The following is a 22,768-nucleotide window of genomic DNA, read 5'->3' on the forward strand; positions in this document are numbered from 1 at the left end:
TAGCAGAGCAACCCCAAGCGACAGATTTAGCTTATGTTATTTATACTTCAGGATCAACAGGAAAACCTAAAGGAGTAATGATTGAACATAGGAATATTGTTAATACTATTTTATCTCAAATAGAAATATTTAATCTAAACAACTGTAAAAGTAGTTTACAATTTGCCTCTTTTTCATTTGATGCTTCAGTTTCAGAGATATTTATAAGTTTATTATCGGGAACGAGTCTTCATATAGCAACTGATGAAGAGAGAGAAAACCCCAAAAATTTAGAAGAGTTTATTGTTGATAGAGATATTGATATAGCAACAATACCTCCTGCTTACTTAAGATATATGGATGTTAATTCATTAGAAGGTATGGTTTCTTTAATAACAGCTGGAGAATCTCCTGATTATGGTAAGGTTAAAGAATATCTTGAAATGAAAACAGGAGATTATTTTAATGCTTATGGTCCAACAGAAACAAGTATTTGCGGTACAGTTTTAAAAATTGGAAAAGAAATAGGTTTAAATTATTCGAATCTTCCAATTGGTAGGCCTATACATAATGTAAACTTATATGTCGTAGATAATGAAGGGTGTATTGTACCTAAGGAGGTTGTAGGAGAGATTTGTATTAGTGGTTATGGAATTGCAAGAGGCTATCTAAATAAGCCAGAGTTGACCAAAGAAAAATTTATTGAAACCTCATATGAAAAGGAGGGAGTTCTTTATAAAACTGGTGATTTAGGTTATTGGACAATAGAAGGAAATATTGTTTTCGCTGGAAGAAAAGATGATCAGGTTAAAATTAATGGCTACAGGATAGAGTTAGAAGAAATAGTGGGTAAACTCAGAGAAAAAAGTGATATTAAACAATCCTATGTTACAGTATTTAATAAAGAAAATGAAGCAAAAGAGTTAGTAGCTTACGTAACTTCTAATGAAAAATTACAGTTTTCAGAATTAAGAAAGTATTTAGCAGAGAGACTACCAAGGTATATGATACCCACTTACTTTATTCAAATAGACAAGTTGCCTATAACAACAAATGGAAAGATTGATAAAAAATCTTTGCCACTACCTGATGGTACGTGTATGGATACAGGAATTGCATATGTAGCTCCTCAAAATGGCAATGAAGAAGATTTGATAAAAATATTATCAAATCAATTAGGAATAGATAGCAATAAAATTGGGGTATTAGATAACTTTTTTGATTTAGGAATGAACTCCATTAAACTAATGAAATTCATCAATGTTTTAAATCAAAAATTTGATTTAAAAATTAAACCTGTGGTATTATTTCAGTATCCAAATATTAAAGAGCTTACACTTTACCTTTTTCATAAAGATGAAGAAAATGAAGATTTACAAGATGAAAATACAACACAGGAGTTTGAAGATATGTTGGACTTAATGGAAGAATAAAAGAAATCATGGAAAAACAGAGACAAATTAATAAAAAAGATATTGCTGTAATAGGTATTTCTTGCGAACTCCCACAGTCTAAGAATACATCGGAGTTTTGGAAAAACTTGATTGAAGGAAATGAGCTACTTCATTTCTATTCTAATAAAGAGTTAAAAGAATTTGGTATCTCAGACGCTACTATCAAAAATAAAGAGTTTGTAAAAGTAAAAGCTGAAATAGAAGAGTTGGGTGGTTTTGACTATGCTTTTTTTGGATACACAAAAGAAGAGGCAAGCTGTATGGACCCGCAAACGAGAATGCTACATCAATTAACATGGACGGCATTAGAAGATGCTGGATGTAATATTGATACTTATAAAGGTAAAATAGGAATGTATACATCAATCTCTGATAATTTAAATTGGCAGGTATATTCTATGTTACATCCTAATTCTAAAGTAAATTCTTTTTACCAATCTCAACTATCAAATAAAAATTTTGCTCATACTTTAGTGTCTTATAATTTTGATTTTAAAGGACCGAGCTTACTGATTGATACGGCGTGTTCAAGTTCTTTAACTTCATTACATGTTGCCTGTAGAAGCCTGCTATTAAAAGAGTGTAATATAGCAATGGCAGCAGGTATTAGTCTAGATAGCACAAAAAATAAAGGTTACTTTTATCAAGAAGGAATGATTTCTTCAAAAGATGGACACTGTAGACCTTTTGATGAAAACTCTTCTGGAACTGTTGGAGGAAATGGAGGTGCAGTTGTAGTTTTAAAAAGATTAGAAGAAGCCATAAACGATAGAGATAATATTTATGCTGTAATAAAATCTTCCGCTGTAAATAATGATGGTAGAGAGAAGATTGGTTATACGGCTCCAAGTGTAAAGGGGCAATCAGCATGTATAAAGTTAGCTCATCGAATAGCAAATGTACCTTTAGAATCAATTTCATATATAGAGACACACGGTACAGCAACAAAGCTAGGGGATCCAATAGAAGTAGAAGCTCTAAATAAAGCCTTTAATTACAATACAGAACATGAATGTGCTATAGGTTCAGTAAAGTCTAACATGGGGCATTTAGATGCTGCAGCAGGAATAGCGGGTTTGTTAAAGACGACATTGGCTCTAAAAAATAAAAAAATTCCTAAATCTTTACATTTTAATACACCAAACCAAGAAATTAATTTTAATGATGGTCCATTTTATGTAAATAATAAATTGAAAAACTGGGAACCAAATGATAAGTATCCATTGAGAGCAGGGGTAAGCAGTTTTGGAATTGGAGGTACTAATGTACATGTTGTTATGGAGGAACCTCCAGTTTTATCTAAAATAGATAAAGAAAGAGATTTTTATATAGTTCCGTTTTCAGCAAAGACAAAGAAATCTCTTTTATTATATCAAAGAAAAATATTAGAGTTTTTAAAGGGAGGAAATAAAAGTTTAAATGATTTAGCTTATACCTTAAGTGTAGGAAGAAAACCTTTTACTTACAGAAATGCTCTAATAGCAAAGGATTCGGCATCTGCTATTAAAATGTTAGAGCAAACAGAATTTATTGAAAGAGCTATCACAAAAGCAAAGCAGAGACCAATAATTTTTCTATTCTCAGGGCAAGGAAGTCAGTATTTCGGGATGGCAGAAAGGCTTTATAAAGAAAGTTCTTATTTCAAAAGCATAATTAATAGTGGGCTAAGTTATTTAAAAGACTTAACAGGAGAGAATTATAAAGAAATATTAGGGTATGAATCAAAAGAATCATTCAATGAAAATTTAATAAACGACACAAAATACACGCAGCCGCTTTTGTTTTTGGTGGAGTATGCATTAGCTAAGCAAATGATATTGCTTGGAATTGAGCCAACAGCAATGATTGGACATAGCTTAGGAGAATATGTTGCAGCTTGTATCAGTGAGGTTTTTACATTAGAAGATGCGTTAAGAATTATTGTAAAAAGAGCTGAGTTGATGAATGCATTGCCGAAAGGAGTAATGTTAGCTGTAGGAGAATCTTCAAATAAAATAGAAGAATCTTTACCAAAAGAATTGAGTATAGCAGCAAAAAATACGATAACCTCCTGTGTTGTTTCTGGAGAAAAAGAAACTATTGAAGATTATGTAAAACATTTAGAAAGTATAAACATTCCTTATAGAAGGTTAAAAACATCTCATGCTTTTCATTCAAAAATGATGAACCCTATTTTAGATATTTTTGAAGAATTTTTAAAAGAGATAAAGTTTTCTAGTCCAAAATACAAAATTGTATCTAATTTAACAGGTAAAATGATCTCTTCAAATGAGATGATGTCACCTGAATATTGGAGCCGTCACTTGAGAGAAACTGTATGCTTTTATGATGGAGTTACAGCTATCTTAAATAATTATAAAGAATCAATATTTATTGAATTGGGTCCAGGTAATACATTAGGAACATTTAGTAAGCAACATTCAAATTTTGACTTACGATCGGAATGTACAATATCAATGATTTCTCATCCTAAAGAAATTGAAAGAGAAGTGAATTTATTTGAGTTTTCTATAGCAAAATTATGGGCTTTAGGATGCCCTGTTAGTTGGGATGAGTATTATAGAGGTGATAAAGGAAATAAAATTTCAGCACCTACATATTGTTTTGATAAAAAGAATTTTGAAAGTAGTGTAAACCCTTTAGAAGAAATAAAAGGTAAGGCAGAGTTGTTTCCAGGAATAAAAAGAAATGTATCTGAGTGGTTTTATGTTCCAAATTGGAAAAGAAGTACTTTTTTAAATTCAGATTTTCTCCAAGAAACCCCTAAAAAATATTTGATTTTCATAAATGAAGAACCATTAGTTGAAGACGTAGTTAAAACTTTAGAAAATGAAGGGAATCAAGTTGTCAAAGTCATAGAAGGGGAAGAGTTTTTAAAATATGATGACTATAATTATTGTATAGACTCTTTAAACAAGGAGCATTATTTAGCTCTTTATGAAGAGTTAAATAATAGGTTTAATAGAATAGATCACGTTATTTATAGTTGGAAAACAAAAGAAGAAATAACCATAACGGATTATTTTCTTCACCTTATTGAAGTTGGTAAATTGACAATAAATTTAGCGGGAGAAACAGGCAATAAAGTTACTTTTTTATTAGAGTATGGTAATAATATTCATGGAGATGAAACATTAGATTCTAAAGCAACTATATCTAATAGTTTATTGCAGGTGCTAGAGCAAGAAAATCCTAAAATTAAAGCTTCTAGTATAGACATTTTTAAGAACGAGTTTAATGTGAGTGCAGTTAGTATTATTAGAGAAATAAAAAGTGATAGAAGTTCAATTAATATAGCATATAGAAAAGATCAAAGATGGGAATTGTTTTATGAAAATGTAAAGCTACCCAAGCACTCAAACAATCAAGGTTTAAAAAATAATGGACTTTTTATAATTACTGGTGGACTTGGAAAGCTAGGAGGAATATTAACAAGGTACTTATGTGAAAAATATAATGGAACAATTATCTTGTTAGGTAGAACAAATATTTATGATAGTGAAGCAGGAAAAAATTCAAGGTTAGATAGTAAAATTAGCTTGTTAAAAAATTTACAGAAAGAATTCGAAAATATTCATTATTACCAAGTTGACGTATCAGATAACAATTCATTGCACAGGGTGTTTGAAAACATAACTCATAAGCATGGAGATATAACAGGTGTTATTCATGCTGCAGGTATACTAGAGAATAATAGCTTTAAGACTTTTGAAAATGTTTCGCAAAGTGACGTTGAAGAGCAATTCACTCCAAAAGTTCTAGGAATAAATAACATATACTCATTAAGTAAACGACTTCCAATAGGTTTTGTTTGGATTGCATCTAGTTTATCTTCAATTTTAGGAGGGCTTACTTTTACATCTTATGCAAGTGCAAACAAATATTTAGACGCATTTATTCAACAAAGAAGAAATAAACTTACTAATTGGTTTTCTATTAATCTTGATGGTTTAATCGAGGAAAGGATAAATGATGCTGAAATCATAGAGGTTTTTGAAAAATCTTTTATGATAGGGGAAGAACCTCAGTTAATTACATCTGTTAGAGAAATTAAAATAATAAATGAAAAGGAGAAGGAAGAAGAGTTTCATAATGAAAATTTAGAGGATGATTTTATTACTGAAAGACCAGATGTAAGTACAATATATCAAGAACCAGAAAATGAAATTCAAAGAAAAATATGCTCAATTTGGGCAACTTTTTTCGGATATGAAAAAATAGGTGTTTTAGATGACTTTTTTGATTTAGGAGGAGACTCTTTAAAGGCAATGACTTTATTAAAAAAAATACAAAAAGCTTTTTTAGTTGAAATAAAATTACAGGAATTTTATACAAAATCAACTGTTAAAGATATTGCAGAACAAGTTGAAATTCTTAAAAAAGTTGAGTCAATGCAAAACCAAAGTAAGAAAAAAAATACAATAAAAATTTAGTTATGATTGATTTGATAAATGAGCTAGAAGAAAATAAAATCCAGATATCTTTAGATGGAGAGGATTTAGAGCTAAGTTTTGATAGTCAATATGTTAGTTTGGATTTGGTCAAAAAGGTAAAGACAAATAAAAAAGAATTATTGTCTTTCCTTAGAAGAAAAAATAAAATTAAATCATATGATGATATTCCAATAATAGAGAGTAAAGAATATTATCCAATTTCTCATAACCAGAAAAGGATATGGGTTTTAAATCAGTTTGAGGGAGGTTCTATTGTTTGGAATATGCCCGTAACAATTGAGTTAAAAGGGGAGTATTCAGTAGATGTTTTTCAAAAGACACTGGAAAATATTATCGAGAGACATGAAACCCTTAGAACTGTATTTGTAAGAAAAGAAGACGGAGAGGTGTATCAAAAAGTTTTAACTTCTAAAGAATTTAACTTTCATCTAAACTATTTTGATTTTAAAGTGGAAGATAATGCGTCAATTAAAGCGGAGGAATACATAAATAAAGACTCCTCTTCGGTTTTCAATTTAGAGAAGGATCCCTTGTTAAGATGTTCTTTATTAAGAGTTGATAATAATGAGTACTTATTTTACTTGAACATACACCATATAATTAGTGATGGTTGGTCATTAGAGATCTTACAGAGAGATATCATGGCTATGTATAAAGCAATTGAAAAAAAAGAAGCAGTCAATTTACCAAACTTACCTATTCAATATAAAGATTTTGCTTCATGGCAATTAAATAATGTTGCATTAAGTAAAGATGCAGAGTATTGGAAAAATGAATTGATAACTCCATTACCAAACCTTAATTTACCTACTTTTAAAGAGCGTCCCCAAATACTAACTTATAATGGAGGGCATTACAGAACCTATCTTGGAAAAGAAACAACTAAAAAATTAAAACAGTTTTGTAAAGAAAATGGAGGAAGTTTGTTTATGCTACTCTTGGCAAATTGGAATGTTTTATTTCATAGGTATTTAGGACAAAAAGATATTATAATAGGGACTTTAGTTGCAGGAAGAGTACACCCAAATTTGGAGGACCAGGTTGGGTATTATGTAAATACACTAGCGCTTAGAAATAAAATAGAACCAGAGAATAGTTTTTCTTCTTTTTATCAAAAAGTGAAAGATAAAACCTTAGAAGCATTTGAACATCAAATGTACCCTTTCGATAACTTGTTAGAAGAGTTAGATGTTGAAAGAGATGTAAGTAGAACTCCTATTTTTGATATTCTTTTGGTATTACATAATATAAAAGAGAGAGAAAAAGAATATATCCATCTCAATAAAGAACAAATAGATAATATCAGTTATTTGGGAAAAACTTTTTCCAAATTTCCTCTAGAGATTGAATTTAAGGAGTTAGGAGATTATGTATCGTTTGATATTAAATTCAATACTGATATATATGAGGAGAGTTTTATTAAAGGCTGTATGAGACATTATAAAAAACTTATAAATGAACTTTTATTAGCACCTCAAAAAAAAATAAACAAGGTAGAGTTTTTAACAGAAGAAGAACACTATAAGTTATTACATGTCTTCAATAATAGCAAAGGAGACTACCCCAAAAATAAGAGAGTAATTGATTTTTTTAAAGAGCAGGTTTTTAAAACGCCAAATAAAGCTTCTGTAATTTATAAAAAGACAAAATTAACCTTTCAAGAATTAGATAAATTATCTGATGAATATGCTACTACTCTTTTAAGAGAGTATGGTTTAAAATCTGGACAAAATATAGTGGTAAGTTTACCTCATAGTTGTGATTTAATGGCAATATTATTAGCCGTCATGAAAATTGGGGCTATTTATATTCCTGTAGACCCTAAAACACCAAAAGAAAGAGTAGACCATATTTTTGATTTAAGCTCTAGTGTAAACATAATTGATAAGACTTTACTTAGTGATATTAAAAGAAAGCAAGCTGTTTTAGAGGAAGTGAAGACTAATTGGAATAATGATGTTGATAGTGAAATTGAGTTTATAATTTATACTTCGGGCTCAACTGGTATTCCTAAAGGGGTTTTAATAAAAACATCTAGTGTAAATAATAGATTGAATTGGATGTGGAAAAAATATCCTTTTGAGAAAGGTGAAGTTTGTTGTGCCAAAACATCAATAAGTTTTGTAGATCATATTTGGGAATTTTTTGGTCCGTTATTAAAAGGAATTCCTTTAGTATTTTATGCAAAGGAAGATATAATTGATATCCCAACATTTATCAATAGTTTAGGAGAAGAAAAGATAACAAGAATAGTTTTAGTTCCTTCACTTTTAAGAGCAATATTGGAGTTTCCTGAATTATGTAGAGTTAAATTAGAAAATTTAAGAGTCTGTATTAGTAGTGGAGAAGCTCTAAAAAAAAGAGACGTATCAAAGTTTTATAAAGTATTAAAGAGGAATAATGTTAGATTAATAAATATTTATGGATCTACTGAGGTGACTGCTGACGCAACTTATTATGATACCTATAATGATTATTTTACAGAGTCTTCTTTTAAACTTTTTAATACTACGATAAGAGATTCTGTTAATGGATTAATTGAACAACAGGATAATAGGTTGAAAATAGTATCGAGCTCGTTAAAAGAATTATTAGAGAATGATAATTTTCAGAAAGTTGATTTTAGTAAGGGGATAAACGAAGAAAAATATATTGAGTTCCTAAAAAAAGATATTTTACCTAATGTGGTAAATGTAGCTTCACCTAACTATATAGGGCATATGACAGGACCTGTTCCTGAGTTTATTAGAGAAATTAACGCATTAATAGTTGCTCTAAATCAAAACCAGGTAAAAATAGAAACATCTTTAGTGGCTACGCTTATTGAAAATCAAGTAATAGGTACATTTCATAAGTTAGTTTTCGAAAAAGAACCTTCTTTTTATGAAGAATATGTTCAAAGTTCAGAAGAGGCTTTAGGAGTTATTACTAATGGCGGAACAATGTCCAATATAATGGCTATGAGCTATGCTCTAAATAATTCATTAAAACCTAAGGAAGGTTTTAGGGGAGTATCAGAAGAAGGACTAATGGAAGCAATGAAAGCATATGAATATGAGAAAGTTGTAATAATTGGTTCTGAATGGTGTCATTATTCATTTGGTAAAGCGTTAAAAATATTAGGTTTAGGTAAAAACTCTTTTGCACCCATTAGTTTTGAAGATAAGGCTTATGAAGAACTTAAAGATGAACTTAGAAGCAAGATAGAGAGATTACGTGAAGAGAAAACGTTAATATTAAGTATTATTGGAGTTGCTGGAACGACTGAGTCTGGAAATATAGATCCTTTAAAAATTTTAGGAGAAATAGCTGCCGAATTTAATATTCATTATCATGTTGATGCTGCATTTGGAGGAAGCTTTTTAATGGAAGACTCATTAAAATCAAAATTTAAAGGAATTCAAATGGCTGATACCGTTTCAATCTGCGCGCATAAACAACTTTACATTCCTATTGGGCTAAGTCTATGCTTGTTCAAAGATATTGATTTTATTTCATTCTCAGAAAATAACACACATTACCAAGCAAGAAAAGGGAGTTATGATTTAGGAAAGTATACGGTTGAAGGGTCAAGAAATTTTATGAGTTTAACACTTCATGCAGTCTTCCATGTATTAGGAAAAGAAGGTTTTTCTGAAGTAGTAAGACACAATTATAATACAGCTCAATACTTTGCTAAATTAGTCAAAAAAAGTGCTGATTTTGAATTAATACTACAACCAGATTTAAATATTGTACTATATAGATATGTACCAGAAAGGTATAGAGGGAAATTAAAGTTTACAGAAAAAGAAATAGAAAAGTTAAATGAATTAAATGAAAGAATTCAAATTAAACAGTTTGAAGAAGGAAATACTTTTGTTTCATATACTAAAATTAAGAATAAAGAAAATTTAAACAGACATCTTGTTTTCCGAACGGTGTTTATGAATCCGTTTACAAATGAAGTTAACCTAAAAGCAGTTCTAGAAGAACAAAGGCAAATAGCTTTTTCAATAGAAAATAAATCTGAGTTCGAAGAAATAAATGAAAGGGGAACAGTTCCAATTGGTATTCCCATAGAGAATGTAAAGGTATTTATATTAGATGAGTATTTAAATATACTACCTATTGGCGTAGTGGGAGAAATATGTATCAGTGGAGATTGTGTTTCAGAAGGGTATATTAATTTATCAAAAGAAGAATCATTTAGGTTTATAGATAGTCCTTTTGAAAAGGAAGAAAAATTATTTAAAACAGGTGATTTAGGGAGAATATTAGAAGATGGAAATATTGAGTTTATTTCTAGAAAGGATGATCAAGTAAAAATAAGAGGAAATAGAGTAGAATTAGGAGAGGTTGAGAATAACTTACAAAAATATAAAAAAGTAAAAAATGCTGTAGTGATTCCTAAAGAAACAGACAATGGAGAATTGTTTTTAGTAGGTTACTTTGAATCGCTGGAAGAAATTTCATCGGTTGAATTAAGAAACTTTATGAAAGAATTTCTTCCAGACTATATGATACCACAGTATTTCGTAAGGCTTGAAAAAATTCCTTTAACTACAAGCGGGAAGATAAATAAGCAAGAGTTACCAAATGTAGATTATAATACTTTTCAGGAGGTAAATAATTATGTGGTACCAAGAAATGATATAGAGCTAAAATTGGTGGACGTATGGAAAAGAGTACTTAAGAAGGAAAAAGTTGGTATTTATGATGACTTTTTCGCTCTAGGCGGTCATAGTTTGAAAGCAACGAATTTAATAAATGAGTACCAGAAAATTTTTAATGTCAAATTAGGAATTAACGAGATATTCTTAAATACTACACTTTATTCTCATATAAGTTTATTAAATAAAGCGCCAAAGAGTAATTATTTAAAAATTGAAAAAGCAGCAGAAAAAGAAAGTTATGTATTATCTGGACCTCAAAAGAGGTTATGGATTGCAAGTCAGTTTTCAAATAGTTCGGCTTCTTATAACATGCCTTTTTCTATTGAACTAGATAAGGTTTCTAATATTGAAATATTTAAGAAAGCAATATTAGCCTTAGTGGAAAGGCATGAAATATTGAGAACGGTTTTTAAAGAGAATGAGCAAGGAGAATTGTCTCAATGGATTTTACCTAAAGAAACTTTATCGCTTGAAATCCCCTGTTTTGACTATTCTGATCAAGATTATGCAATTGATAAGGTGAAAGAATTTATAAAAGAAGATTCTTACCAAGATTTTGATTTAGAAAAAGGATCATTATTTAGAGTATTATTATTCAAAATAAATGAGAGTAAATACATTTTTTACTACAATATGCATCACATTATTGGTGACGGTGTTTCTTTAAGAATAATAAAGCGAGACACGCTGGCTTATTATAATGCTTTTATAAAGAATGAAGCTTCTCAGTTACCAGACTTGACTCTTCAATATAAGGATTATGCTGAATGGCAAAACTCTAGATATGAAAGTGAAGAGTTTAAAGAATATAGTAATTTTTGGAAGCAAAAATTGAACGGTGAGCTTACAAGATTAAAGTTCTCTGGAGAAAAATCGAGACCTAAGGTAATAACACATGATGGTAGGAACATGTATTCATACATTGACTCAAAGCTCGTACTTGACTTGAAAAAGATGTGTAAACTAAATGAGGCTACTTTGTATGTAGGTGTTTTAACAGTATGGAAAATACTTTTCTCAAGATATACAAAGCAAACTGATATCATCGTAGGAACCCCAGTAGCAGGAAGATATCATGATGACTTGAAAGATCAGATAGGATGCTATATTAATACAGTTGTTTTAAGAGATAAGTTAAATTTAGAAGAAACATTTTTAGAAACTTTTGAGAAAATTAAGAACAATGTTTTTGAAAGTTTTGAAAATCAAGAATACCCATTTGAGAAGCTTGTTGAAGACTTAGAAATTAGTAGAAGTACAGATAGAAATACAATTTTTGATGTGATGTTTTCATTTCATAACACAGAAGAAAATTTTAAAAGGGAAAAAAGTTACAATACAGAAGAGATTATAGATAGAGGAAATGTTAAGGTTAAGTTAGATCTTTTAATAAATTTTGCTGAAGAAGATAACTTTATCTATATGGATATAGATTATAATACCTCAATTTTTGAATCATCCTTTGTAAGGAAAATGATAAGAGATTATAAGTACTTATTGAAAGAGTTAATAAACAAACCGAATAAAAAGTTGAGTGATATTGATTTTGAACAAGAACAACGAAATCAATTGAAACAAAAGAGACAACAAAAATTGAAAAACTTGTTAAAATAAGCCATGATAGATCGATTGAATAAGTTAAAGAATACTAATGTTAAAAGTATAAATGTTAACGAAGAAAATATTATAGAAAGTGTAAAAGATGCTACTCAAGGTTTTCCTTTGGTAATTGAAACACAAAGCACAAGCCTTAATTTGAAGTCTTGGATTAGTCATAACAAAGAAAAGTTTGAGCAAGATATGATAAATTATGGGGGAGTTTTGTTTAGAGGTTTTGAAATTAATTCGGTAAATAAGTTTCAAGACTTAATGAATATTTTTCCAAATGAATTACTAGAGTATAAGTTAAGATCATCTCCAAGACACTCTATATCTGGTAATGTATATGTATCTACTACTTATCCTAATGATCAAATAATAAATATGCATTCAGAGAGTTCATATGCACCAGTTCATCCATCAAGAATAATTTTTTGTTGTGTAACTCCCGCGTTGAAAAAAGGAGAAACGCCTATCGCTGATACAAGGAAGGTATTAAAAAAAATATCTAGAGAGACAGTTGAGATGTTTAGAGAAAAAGGAATAAAGTATAGAAGAGTTCTTAATGGAATTCTTGGCTTGGCTTGGCAGGAAGTTTTTCAAACCGATGATAAAGAAATTGTGGAAAAAGAGTGTTTAAATAATGGAATGGAATTTTGTTGGAAAGGAGATAAAGAACTTGTAATAAGTTGGACAAAAAAAGCGATATGGGAACATCCTATTACAAATGAAGAGATATGGTTTAATCATGGTTTATTTTTTAATAAATACATGTTAAATAAAAGAGTATTGAGTTCGATTTCTGATGATGAAAAATTACCAAACAATACTTTCTTTGGAGATGGTACAGAAATATCTAAAGAAATTATAGAAGAAATCAACAATGCGTTTATAAAGTCAACTGTTTCTTTTCCATGGGAAAAGGGGGATGTACTTTTTTTAGATAATTTATTAATGGCGCATGGAAGAAACACTTACGAAGGAGAAAGGAAAGTTATAGTGTCAATGTATTAAATAACTTTTTGTCGCTTAAAAAGAGAGAATAAAATCTTAACTAATAAAAATTACGGTTAATTATTAAAAATAGTTAACTATCTATTAACAACCTAATCTTATAAAGAATATAGCTATCAACACATAGGCTTATATGTGATGGTATAGTACTGCATAAATTTAACTAAAAAAGAAACTTTTATTATGAATTTAGAATTAAGCGGAAAAGGATATGAATTTTCCGAAAATCAAAAAAACCTTTGGTTAATCGGAAATAGAAATTTAAATACTTTTTTTAATGAAGTAGCTCTTCAATTCTCTGATAAAGTAAAATCAGATGTTTTAATGAACTCGTTGAGAAAACTTCTTAAGGAAAATGAAGTGTTGAGAGCTAGAGTTTTAAATCATGAAAATTATAAATATCCACTTCAAAAAATAGAGGATGTTAAACTAGAAATTTATGAATCAGCTGATCCAGATTATAATAGAACATATAATCCAGAAAATGATTCTCCTATTCGTTTTAAAATAGTAAAGAAAGATAATTTTATTGATGAATTACATGTAAAGATATATTCGTTGTGGGCTGATAGTTTTTCAATTGTAAATTTCACAAATCAATTATCAAGTTTATTAGAGAACAAAAAGGAAGAAGAAAAAGAAAAGATTGAGTATACAAAATTTTGTGCTTGGCAAAATGAACTACTTAAAGAAGAGGATGAAGAGGCAAAACTTTTTTGGAAGAGTAAAAATTATAACTTCAATCAGAAGGTTTACCCATTTATAAATAAGAAGAATGATGATTTTACTGTAGAGAAAATTAAGTTGACAGAAATCTCTGGAAGTAAATACGATGACTTAAAAAGTCTAGTAAAGAAAAATAATTCAAGTATTGAAGAGCTTCTTTTTTATAAATGGTCACAATATTTAAGATTATTTAAAAAACAAGAGCTAACAATAGGTTACATACCGTTTTATAGAAATTATGATGAATTAAAAAATACTTTAGGCTATGTTAATAAAACAGTTCCAGTAACTTGTTTTAAAAATGAAGAAGATACTCAGGATGAGAGTGTTGAAAATTTAATTAAAGAAGTTAAAGAATGGTCTGATTTTTTTACCTTAAATAGAGAAATCAAATCAAACGATAGCGAAGCAAAAATATTTAAATATTGTTTTGAGTATATAGAATTAGATAAGGCTGAAAAAGTAGTAGTAAAAGACTTTTCTTCCATACAAGATCCTTTTGAGTTAAAGTTTAGCTGTGTTAATTATGGAGATAGAATTGAACTTGAATTATATTTTAATGTCGGAAAAATCAATGAAAAGGATAGTGAAGTTATTATAAGTCAGATTAAAGGATACTTTCAAAATTTAGAGAAAGAATTAGTTATTACTGATGTAGAAAATGAAATAATAAATAAAGTTAACAAAACAAATAAAGAATTTGTTGTAGGAAAAAATGTAATAAATTTAATAGAAGAAAGAACTCAAGAATATCCAAATGAAGTTGCCTTAAGAGTAGAGGAGAACAACATTTCCTACAAAGAACTTGAAGAAAAAGTAAATAGGTTAGCTAATTACTTAATAAATAAAAAAGACGTTGTACCAGGAAATGGAGTTGCTATACTAATGAAACCATCAGAATGGTCTATTATAAGTGCATTAGCAGTATTAAAAGCAGGAGCCTACTATGTACCAATAGATGAGAGTTATCCAAAAGATAGAATTAATTATATTTTGAACGATGTACAATGTGAGTTACTTATTTCTTGTGATGAAGTAGTAGATAAGTTTGAATTTGAAAATATAAATATCCTTATTCCTAATAAAGTACAAGATTATGATAATGATTCTGCTTACCCTATTAATGTTATAAAAGAAGATAGCATTGCATATTGTATTTATACATCAGGATCAACAGGAAAACCAAAGGGATGCCTTGTTTCTCATAAGAATTTATATAATTATATAAACTGGGCTAATGAGTTTTATTTTTCTAATGACAATTTGGGGAATTTTGGGTTTGTAACGTCAATGTCTTTTGATTTAACAGTTACAAGTGTTTTCTCTCCATTAACAAGAGGTAAACGAATAACTATTTTTAATGAAGAATCAATAGTTAATACTATTAAAAAGGCATTTATAGATTCTAACATAGACACTTTAAAATTAACTCCTGCTCATCTAATCTTACTCAATGAGCTTAATTTAGAGTCAACACCTATTAAGAAAATAATTTGTGGAGGAGAACAATTAAAGCCAAATCATAGAGATGTAGTTAAAAAAATATCCAATTCTATTCACTTGTATAATGAATACGGTCCTACAGAAACAACAGTTGGTTGTGTGGCAAAAAAAATTGATTTAGAATCAAAAGAGGAAATACTTGTAGGAAAACCAATAGCCAATACTCAAGTTACAATTTTAAATAAAAAAGGAGAGAAATGTCCTATTGGTGTATCAGGAGAAATTTTAATATCGGGTAATGGAGTAGCTCAAGGGTACTTAAACAACGATAAATTAACATCAGAGAAGTTTATTAAATTTAATTTTTTAGAAGAAGAAAAAAGTTATAAATCTGGTGATATAGGGAGGTGGTTGTCAAATGGAGAAATTGAATATATAGGTAGAGTTGATAATCAAGTTAAAGTAAATGGTTACAGAATAGAACTTCAAGAGATAGGAAATTTACTAAATAAAAGAGAGAATATAAACGAAGCAGTGGTTTTAGTAAAGCAGAATAACAATTTAGAAAAGGAAATCATAGCTTTTATTAAAACAGAAGAAGAATTATCAGAAAATGAATTAAGAGGTTTTTTAGGGAATTCGCTTCCTGAGTACATGATTCCAAATCTATTTATAAAAGTCGAAAACTTTCCTTTAACAATAAATGGAAAAATAGACACTATAAAACTATTGTCAACTACATCGGAAAATGTAATAACAAGTTCAATGTACGTTGCTCCATCTGATGAGATTGAAGAAAAGTTGGTTGAGATATGGGAAAATATTTTGAAGAGAGAAAAAATAGGTGTAGAAGATGATTTTTTCAGTATAGGAGGAGATAGTATTAAGGCAGTAAGAATAGTTTCCGAAATACAACAACAGTTTAATGCAAAAGTAGATCTTATTGTGCTATTTCAGGAGCCAACAATAAAAGGATTGGCAGAGATGGTAAAAAATGTACTTTGGCATGAAACAGAAGAAAATCAAAACGAAATAGTAGATAAAACAGTTATTTAACTACCCAAAAACTAAGAAATGAATACTAAATATTATTTAAGGTCAAATGTAGCAATTGAAGCTCTTATAGACAGATGGTATGCTTGGTCACATTTAATGTATCCTCCTACAGCAGGGTTAAATATTAAAGAAAGGCATTTAAAAATAATGGAATCCTATATAAAAAATCCTAGAATTCATGCGGCAGCAGTAAAAAAGCCTGAAATGTTAGGGGGACCATTTATAGATTATGATGGAGGAAGAGTAAAAGAAATAGAAGAGTTGTATGAAGAAACATTAAGTAAAAGAGCTAGTCTTTTAGAACTTAATGCTGCATTTGAAGAGTTGAATGAAATGCTAAAAAAAGAAGCAATAGGCTACTCTTTAGATCCATTGTATGAAAAGGTTCCAGATTTATTAAAAGGATATGTTGAATTGTATTATGATTTAAATAATAGAGCAAATTTTAGAATCTACGAATCTCTTTTTTATAGTAGTGAGTACTATGATGAAAGTACACAGTCTATTTCTCTTCAGTTAGTAGAATCTGATAATGCAAGATCTTTTGTTTTAAGTACACCAAGACTAGACGATGAAAATCTAATTCATCTTCAAATTGCATTTAAAGATAAGGTTATAGACGAGCTTTTTAAGATGAAAAAGACACCTGGAGATTATAATTATATAAAAAATGCTTTAGGAATAAAGCCAGATCAAGAAGAGCTTTTTAAAAGCTTTTTTTCAATAGAGCCACCTAAAAGTTTCGAAAAATATACAGGTTCAGGAATTCGAACTAGATATTTTGGACATGCCAGTGTTTTAGTAGAAACTAATGAGATCTCGATTTTAGTAGACCCAGTTATTAGTTATGATGGTTACGAAACAGATATAAGTAGGTATACCGTTAATGATTTACCAGAAATGATAGACTATGTACTTATCACTCACAATCATCAAGACCATATTTTATTTGAAACTTTACTACAGTTAAGACATAGAATAAAAAACATAGTTGTTCCTAGTGGAAGTAAAGGAAATATTCAAGACCCTAGTTTAAGATTAATGTTAAATAAGATAGGGTTCTTTAATGTTATTGAGTTAGATGAAATGGAGTCTATAGAGTTAGATAGGTGTAGTATTACAGGTTTACCTTTTTTAGGAGAACATTGTGATCTAGATATTAGAAGTAAGCTTTGTTTTCACGTTGGTCTTCATAATAATTTTAATGTTCTTTTTGTAGCAGATTCATGTAATATTGAGCCAAAAATATATGAAAGAGTTCAAAAAGTTATCGGTAATGTAGATGTATTGTTTTTAGGAATGGAATGTGATGGAGCGCCTTTATCATGGGTGTATGGACCATTGTTATATGACAAGTTAGAAAGAGATAAAGACCTTTCAAGACGTTTAGCAGGAAGTGATTATGAACAAGGTATGTCATTAATAAACATATTTAATCCTAAGAATGTTTTTGTTTATGCTATGGGATTAGAACCATGGCTTGAATTTATAAGCTCTATTAGATATACAGATGAATCTAGACCAATAAAAGAATCAAATAAACTTGTGACTAAGTGTATTGAGATGGGAAAAGATGCAGAAAGATTGTTTGGTGAAAAAACAATAGAATACTAATAACCATTTCAATTAATACATAGATATTATGGAAACAGCAGAAAAAATAATCTCTAAATTAAGAGAAGAAAAAATACACTTAAAGTTAAACGCTGATGATACAATAGAAATTGCTTCATATGATAAAGGTTTAACTCCAGAGTTAATAGAAAAAATAAAAACAAATAAACAAGTTTTAGTTGAGTTTTTGAAAAGTAAAAATTCTGGTTTTAGTAAAATTAAAAAAATATCAGAATCGGAGAAGTATGAGCTGTCGTCAGCTCAAATGAGGCTCTGGGTAATTGATCGTTTTGAAGGTAAAACATCTGCATTCAATATGCCTTTTCACATGCCTTTAAATGAAAAAATAGATATAACGAATTTTAATAAAGCTATTCTTTCAGTAATAGAAAGACATGAAATTTTAAGAACAGTTTTTCAAGAAGATGAAGAAGGTAAGGTGTGGCAAAAAATAATTCCAGTTCAAGATTTGATTTTTTCTGTGGATTATAAAGACTTTAGAGGAAGTAGTTCTCCCCAAGAAGAAGTTGAAGATTATATAAAGAATGATTCAATTTTACCTTTTGATTTAGAGAGAGGTCCTTTACTAAGAATATCGTTACTTCAAACGTCTGACGAATGTTTTGAACTGTATTACAATATGCATCATATAATAAGTGATGGATGGTCTTTGCTAGTTTTATCTAAAGATGTTTTAGCGTTTTATAACAGTTATAAAAATAACGTTAAAGTAGAGTTAGAGCCTCTCGAAATTCAATATAAAGATTACGCTGCATGGCAATTAGATAAATTGAGTAAAGATGAAACTGAAAAAGCAAAGGCATATTGGTTGAATAAACTTTCTGGTGATATTCCTACACTAGATTTACCTACGGATAAAAATCGTCCTACGGCTAAGACATATAAAGGGAATAGTTTAGAGGCATATATAAGCCCTAAAGTAACCAGAGAAATAAAAGAAATAACCCAAAAACAAGGAGGAAGTTTGTTTATGGGGATTGTTGCAGCTTTGAAGGTATTACTATATAAATATACATCTGAAAAAGATATTACTATTGGAACACCTGTACATGGTAGGGATAGAACTGAATTAGAAAACCAAATTGGTTTCTATTTAAATATTCTACCATTAAGAAATCAAGTGATTCCAGATGAAACTTTTGAAGAATTTTTTAACAGAATAAAGCAAACAACTCTAGAGGCGTATAAATATCAAGCATATCCATTTGATCGTTTAGTCCAGGATTTAAATGTGAGTTATGACATGAGTCGTAGTCCAATTTTTGATATATCAGTAACTTATAACAATATTACTTCAAACTTAGACACGGTGAGCGAAAGTGAGTTAGATGAAATTAAAGTATTGGGAGATAGTCAATGTAAAAATGACTTAGAGTTGCATTTTCAAGAAGTTGATGGTTGTATTTCTTTTGGAGTAAATTATAACTCAGATGTTTATGAACAGGATGTTATTATGAACTTTATGAGTCATTTTAAAAATATCCTAAGTAATATCTCAGATAATCCTTCTGTAAAAACAGAAGAAGTAGAGTACTTGTCGAAAAATGAGATTGAAAACCTTTTAAATACTTTTAATAGTAATGAATTAGTCGCAGATACATCTAAGACAGTTTTAACGTTGTTTAGTGAGTTTTCATCTGCAAATCCAGACAAAAAAGCAATTCAATTCAAGGACAAAAGTTTATCATATAAAGAACTTGATTTAGCATCAAATAAAGTAGCAAACTTTTTAAAAGAAGATTTTAATATTAAACCAAACGATATTGTTGGAATTCAGCTTGACCGTAATGAGTGGATGATAATTGCAATTTTAGGTGTGATGAAATCAGGTGCCGCATATGTTCCAATAAGTCCAATGATGCCTACATTTCGAAAAAAACATATAAGGAAAGAAACAAATTCAAAAGTATTAATTACTGAAGCAAACTATATTTTTGATTTAGATTTTTTTGATGGAGATGTTTTTGCAATTGATGTTGAGTTTGATTCATTAGAAAAAGATGAGCCTGTTGTAGAGGTAAGTTCTAATAGTGATTTAGCTTACGTTATTTATACATCTGGCTCAACAGGCACTCCTAAAGGAGTAATGGTATCTCATGGAAGTTTATTGAACTCTATATTATCTCGAAATGAATTTTATTCAAACATAGATTCAATGCTTGCTATAACTCCGTTTTCATTTGATGCTTCGATTGGATTGTATTGGAATGCTTTAACTACAGGATCAGTATATCACATCTTAGATGAAGGAAGCTTGAAGAATCCAAGTTTTATTATAAAGTATTTAAAAGAAAACAAAATAAAATGCTTATGTAACCCACCTTCACTTTATCAACTTATTTTAAAAGAAGAATCTTACACAGATATAAATTTAGAAAGAGTAATTCTAGGAGGTGAGGCAATTCATACTTATTTGGTCGATAAACATTTTGAAAAGACTCCAAAATGTAGAATGTTTAATGAATATGGACCAAGTGAAAATACTATTTGGACAACAGTAAAAGAAATTATAGAGGGGGAAAGTGTAAGTATAGGTAAGCCAATACATAATAACTATATCTATATTTTAGATAGAGAAAGAAAATTATTACCAATAAAAGGAAAAGGAGAAATTTATGTTGGTGGACAAAATCTGGCTAAAGGATACATTAATAATACAAAATTATCAGAAGGGAAGTTTATAGAAAACCCATTCCGTAAAGGAGAATTAATGTATAGAACTGGAGATTTTGGGAAATGGACAAAAACTGGAGAAATTGAATTTATTGGAAGAGAGGATAACCAGGTAAAAGTAAGAGGTTTTAGAGTTGAGTTAGGTGAAATAGAGAAAGAATTCCAAAAGAAAGAGGGAATTAGTGAGTCTAAAGTTTTAGTTCATGAAAATAATATAAATCAGAATGAGTTAATAGCATATTTTGTTGGAGAGAAAGACCAAAACTTAAAAGAATTAAAAGAGTTTTTGCTAGAAAGTTTACCAGAATATATGATACCAGATAAATATGTTAAACTGGAGGAGTTTCCTTTAACAAGAAATGGAAAAATAGACAGTAAAAAGCTATTAGAACTAAAAGGAAATTTAATTTCAAGTGGAGTTGAGTATATCGCTCCAGAAACAGAAACAGAAAAACTGTTAGATGAGGTAATTAAAAATATTTTGGGAATTGAAAAAGTTAGTATGGAAGATGACTTTTTCTTTTTAGGAGGAAACTCTTTGAAATTAATCGAACTTATATCAAAATTAAAACAATTAGGATTCAATTTAAATATAGCAGAAGTAGTTAAAAAACCAAAAATAAAACAAATTGCTAGTCTTTTAGAAGAAGTTGTCTTCGAAGAAAATATAATTTAAAAAAAAGACATTTAATTCATAGAGCCAAATCTTTTTTGTTTTGGAAATGAGTTACTTAATTTAGAAAATAGTTGAAGAATGATTGAAAATAAAAAAGAAGAGAAATCTACTTTTCAAAACGATTTGAATATTGGAGATATATTTTCTATTTCTGAAAATCAAAAGTCCTTATTAAAAGATTCAAGGGCAGTTTCTATTTTATCACCTACAAGAATACCTTACTTTAATAAAGAGGAATTAGAAATTAGGATACGTGAATTTTTAGCTATTTATCCTGAATTGTGTGTTAGCTATATTAGTAAACAGGGAGAAATAAAGCAACAATTTGTTGGAGCTGAAAAGGTTTTATTGGATATAACTTATAAGAAAATTGATACAGAGATTGATGAGCAAAAATTAATTTCTGAGGGTACTTCCTTTTTAAAAAGAAATTGTAATTTTTTTAAAGGAGAACTGATACGGGTAATTGTTTTTGATGATATACAGCAAAAGAATGAGTTGGTTATTGTTTTAGGAATTCATTATTCTCTAATAGATATGAAAACGAATATGATGTTAAGTAATAACCTTTTTTCTTTTTTCAAGAATCAAGAGTTTGATTCAAGCTATATATCAAGCTTCTTTTTTGCTGAATGGCAAAAAAAATACTTAGAGTCTGTAAAAGCAAAAGTAAAAAAGCAGTTTTGGGTTGATTTAATCAAGAAAGTTAATTTAACTGAAGAAAAGAATTATGATTTTGAAAGTCAAAAAATATTTGTTTCTCAAAAATTAATTATAAAGGGAAGTGATTTTGAAAATATGAAATTTTTAGTAAGAAAAGTTAACCTACCCTTAACAGGAGTTTTAATGACACTGCATCAAAGGATGTTAAATATTGCTTTTCCTGACAATAGAGGAATACAATTGATAAGAGTAGATGGCCGAGAGAAAGTTTTTGATGATTTTGATATCAAAAAGGTACTTGGAATGGTAGCCAATTCATTACCTCTACCAATAGCGAAACAAAATAAGATGTCACGAAGCTTAATTTTTGACGTATTTATAGCATACTGTAATGCAAGGTTAAATCAAGATATTCCTTATGAAGTAATTAAGAATGAAGTTTTGTTTAAAGACAAAGTAAATATAGATAATCACATTTTAGGACTTTATAATTATGTATCACTTGAGCATATAAAAAGAGAGTTTGAGAAAGGAACGTTTTTAAGTAATCAGTTGTTTTACAAAAAAAAGAAAAAATTGAATCAAGAAAAACCAATAAACCTTTACAATGTCTTATATGAAAACTCTCTTGAGATAGAAATGACTTGTAGGTTAGATGTTTACGAGGAAAATAAGAGTTTACTTAATTTGAATTATTTGATATCAAACGAATTAATTAATGCCATACAAAAGGACTAACAA

The 22,768-nt window shown here is 29.0% G+C and carries 8 protein-coding genes; all 8 read left to right on the plus strand.

What is annotated here, in order from left to right:
- Positions 1–1,412: non-ribosomal peptide synthetase (locus C7448_RS15795; RefSeq protein ID WP_170137008.1), on the plus strand; the 1,412-nt coding region annotated here is incomplete at its 5' end.
- 8 nt (positions 1,413–1,420) lie between these two features.
- Positions 1,421–5,866 carry a type I polyketide synthase gene (locus C7448_RS06430; RefSeq protein WP_115900535.1) on the plus strand — a complete coding sequence of 1,482 codons (4,446 nt, stop codon included), beginning with the start codon at positions 1,421–1,423 and terminating at the stop codon, positions 5,864–5,866.
- A 2-nt stretch (positions 5,867–5,868) separates the two neighbouring features.
- Complete coding sequence (locus tag C7448_RS06435; protein ID WP_115900536.1) at positions 5,869–12,156, plus strand: condensation domain-containing protein; 6,288 nt, start codon at positions 5,869–5,871, stop codon at positions 12,154–12,156.
- Between the two features lie 3 nt (positions 12,157–12,159).
- On the plus strand, positions 12,160–13,155 hold the full coding sequence (locus tag C7448_RS06440; protein ID WP_115900537.1) for a TauD/TfdA family dioxygenase: 996 nt from the start codon (positions 12,160–12,162) through the stop codon (positions 13,153–13,155).
- 183 nt (positions 13,156–13,338) lie between these two features.
- Complete coding sequence (locus C7448_RS06445) at positions 13,339–16,380, plus strand: non-ribosomal peptide synthetase (RefSeq protein ID WP_115900538.1); 3,042 nt, start codon at positions 13,339–13,341, stop codon at positions 16,378–16,380.
- Positions 16,381–16,398: 18 nt separating this feature from the next.
- Positions 16,399–17,994 (plus strand): MBL fold metallo-hydrolase, encoded by a 1,596-nt coding sequence (locus C7448_RS06450; RefSeq protein WP_115900539.1) that lies wholly within the window; start codon positions 16,399–16,401, stop codon positions 17,992–17,994.
- A 28-nt stretch (positions 17,995–18,022) separates the two neighbouring features.
- Positions 18,023–21,364, plus strand: coding sequence for a non-ribosomal peptide synthetase (locus tag C7448_RS06455; RefSeq protein ID WP_115900540.1), 3,342 nt, complete (start codon positions 18,023–18,025; stop codon positions 21,362–21,364).
- Between the two features lie 78 nt (positions 21,365–21,442).
- On the plus strand, positions 21,443–22,765 hold the full coding sequence (locus tag C7448_RS06460) for a condensation domain-containing protein (RefSeq protein WP_115900541.1): 1,323 nt from the start codon (positions 21,443–21,445) through the stop codon (positions 22,763–22,765).
- The last annotated feature ends 3 nt before the right edge of the window (positions 22,766–22,768 follow it).

Origin of the sequence: Tenacibaculum gallaicum (genome assembly GCF_003387615.1) — a bacterium.
Lineage (GTDB): Bacteria > Bacteroidota > Bacteroidia > Flavobacteriales > Flavobacteriaceae > Polaribacter > Polaribacter gallaicus.